This window comes from Arthrobacter sp. Hiyo1, from assembly GCF_001263615.2.
Taxonomy (GTDB): Bacteria; Actinomycetota; Actinomycetes; order Actinomycetales; family Micrococcaceae; genus Arthrobacter.
Genome location: NZ_DF952468.1, coordinates 895883 through 898737, shown reverse-complemented (window position 1 = coordinate 898737; position 2855 = coordinate 895883). Strand labels below are relative to the sequence as shown.

2 protein-coding genes and 1 pseudogene are annotated in these 2855 nt (G+C 65.5%); all 3 read right to left on the bottom strand.

Going from position 1 to position 2855, the window contains the following annotated elements:
* Nucleotides 1–1513 (bottom strand): ATP-dependent DNA helicase RecG (locus AHiyo1_RS03870; protein WP_059387662.1); only part of this gene is annotated, 1513 nt, incomplete at its 3' end.
* Nucleotides 1503–2540 carry a DAK2 domain-containing protein gene (locus AHiyo1_RS03865; RefSeq protein ID WP_059387661.1) on the bottom strand — a complete coding sequence of 346 codons (1038 nt, stop codon included), beginning with the start codon at nucleotides 2538–2540 and terminating at the stop codon, nucleotides 1503–1505. The genes AHiyo1_RS03865 and AHiyo1_RS03870, both read right to left, overlap by 11 nt.
* Before the next feature lie 22 nt (nucleotides 2541–2562).
* Nucleotides 2563–2855: pseudogene (locus AHiyo1_RS03860) on the bottom strand (thiamine-phosphate kinase); the annotation flags it as partial.

The window sequence follows — 2855 nt, the reverse complement described above, 5'->3', positions numbered from 1 at the left end:
CCGCCCAGCCCGGGTTTTCGGCGAGCCCGACGACATGGGTGGAGATGGGCGCCCGGCCCGCAGGAAGTTCGTCCAGCACGGAGGTTTCGAGGTCGCCGAAGACGGTCATGGCAACAGTGCGCGGAATCGGGGTAGCCGTCATCACCAGCAGGTGGGGTGGCCGGTTGGCCTTGGCCCGCAGGGCGTCGCGCTGCTCCACGCCAAAGCGGTGCTGCTCGTCCACCACGATCAGGCCGAGATCCTGGAACGAGGTTTTGTCACTCAGGAGCGCATGGGTGCCGATCACAATGCCGGCGTTGCCAGAGGCCGCGTCCAGCATGGCTTGCTTGCGGGCAGCAGTCGGCATCGAGCCCGTCAGCAAGGCGACCTGGACCGTACCGGGTCCACTCCCGGGCTCGCTGTCCAACAATCCGGCCCCGCCCAGCATCCCGGCACCTCCGAACAAACCGTCGCGGGACAGCGTGCCCAGGGTCTTCCGGATGGAATCAAAGTGCTGTGCCGCGAGGACCTCCGTCGGGGCAAGCAGCGCCGCCTGCCCGCCGGCATCCACCACTTGCAGCATGGCCCGCAAGGCGACGATCGTCTTTCCGGAACCAACTTCGCCCTGCAACAAGCGGTTCATGGGCGAGTCCTGTGCCAGCTCGTGGGAAAGCGTCTTTCCGACGGCGGCCTGGCCGGCAGTCAACGTGAACGGAAGCTGCCCGTCGAAGGCAGCGAGGAGCCCTTCGGGCACCGGCCGACGAGCGGTGGCCTCCTCTGCGGCCAGCTGGGCCCGCCGCCGTGCCAGCGCAGTCTGCAGAACCAGTGCCTCCTGGTAGCGGAACCGGTCACGGGCGCGCTGCCAGTCAGCCGCCGTTTCCGGAGAATGGATCAGCCGGTACGCGTCCCCCACCCCCAGGAATTTCTCCCGGAACGCGATTTCGGCAGGCAGCGGATCCTCGATGCTGTCCACATCGATGGTGTCCAGCAGCGTGGTGATGACCTTGTGGATGGACCAACTGGTGAGCTTCGCCGTGGCCGGATACACGGGAATGGGCATGGCTGCAAGCTTTTCCGGATCGACGGAACCGGCCAGCTCCGGATCCTCGTCGAGCAGCATGAAGTCCGGATTGGTCATGCCCAGCGATCCGCCGTAGCGGCTGACCTTGCCGGAGAACATCACCCTGCGGCCCGGTTGAAGCTCATTGCGGGCGCGGAAGCCGTTGAAGAAACTGATCTTCAAGGTTCCGGGAATCTGCTCACCGCTGGCCTCGTCCGTCACCACGACGTCCGTCAAAGATCCGCGCCTTGCCCGCATTTGGCGGGTTGAATTGGACAGCACCCTGGCAATGAGGGTGGCCTCTTCATCCAACGGCAGTTTACTGATGGGCGTCAGCTCCCCGCGGCTCAGGTAACGACGGGGAAAGTAGTTCAGGAGCTCCCCGACAGTGTCCAGGCCAAGGTGCTTCTCGATGACGGACGCGGAGCGTTTACCGATCCTCCGCTCGAGGGGAAGGTGAAGCTCAGTATTCATGCCCGTGCAGGCCTGCCGGAAGGCCTGGGTCGCGCGGCATGGAGAGCTGGCTGACGGAGATATCGGTGGGCTCGCCGAGCGAGCGGATGACTGCCACGGCGGATTCAGCTTCCGGAACGTGGACGTGGACGCGCCACCGGTAGCTGGCTTCTGCGGTGTCCTCGTCGTCATCGTCGTCGTCCCCGCCATCATTCGGTCCCGATGGGCCGTTCGCGCTGCCCACTTGGCTCATGATGACGGAGTCGCCAAGTTCGTCCAGCCGCTGACGGAGCGTGGCAGCGTCCAACGGTGAAAGGCTGATGGTGCACATGACCTCGACGCCGTCGTCGTCTGGCATTCCCGCATGGATGTGCGGATCCTGCAGGTCATAGCCGTGCAGCCCGTCCAGGAGCTCATCCTGGAGTTCTTCCCCAAGCACAGCCGAACGCAGGCAGTCCAGGATCAAGAGCATGCCCACCCCACCCGCATCCACTACGTGCGCGGCGTGTAGCGGTGCGAGTTGGTCCTCGGTTTGCACCACAGCATCCAGCGCGGCATTGACGGCGGCGTCCAGGGCAAGGCCCAGCGCCTGGTTGCTGTCGTCGCCGTTGTGGGCACTATCGCATTCGCCTGCCGCCCTGGCGGCAGCTTCGAGAACGGAGAGCATGGTGCCCGGAACCGGCTCGCTCAAGGCCGACCATGCCCTGATCTGGGCCCGGTTCAGGGCTGCGGCAAGCAGGGGCGCACTGAGGCGGGTGTGCCCGACCAGCGGCTCGGCCATTGCGCACAAAAAGACAGCAAAGAGTGTTCCGGAGTTCCCCCGGGCCTGCTCCATCGCCACCCGTCCGGCCGCGGCCAGAACGGCGCCGACGTCGTTCACCGGTTCGTCGGCGATGGAACGATCTGCGAATGATGCCGCGGCGGAGCGGACAGTGAGGTAGAGGTTCGTGCCGGTGTCGCCGTCGGCCACCGGGAAGATATTGATGGCGTTGAGGCGGTCGCTGTGGTTCCCGAGCGTCGTCTCCGCTTTGCCCAGCCACCGCTTCATGGCGTGCGTATTGGCGGCAATCTTAGTCTGCAAAGTGATCCCATCCCACGGTGTCAGCGGGCATTCCCGCTATCCGGACGCCGCTGTGCTGTCCTTCGGCAACGGCCTGGATCGAGCCTATCGCAGTGAAGCCGGAAGGTAGCTGAACATCTGCTGGAAATGTCACCAGCAGGCCGTGGTCCTCTCCCCCGCCCAGGATCCAGTCCATGGGATCGCGGCCAAGGGGAGCCGAGGCAGCTTCCAAGGGTGCGGCGAGTGCCTTGAGCGCGATGGGATCGAGGTCGAGCGCGACGCCGCTGGCTTCGGCGAGGCGGG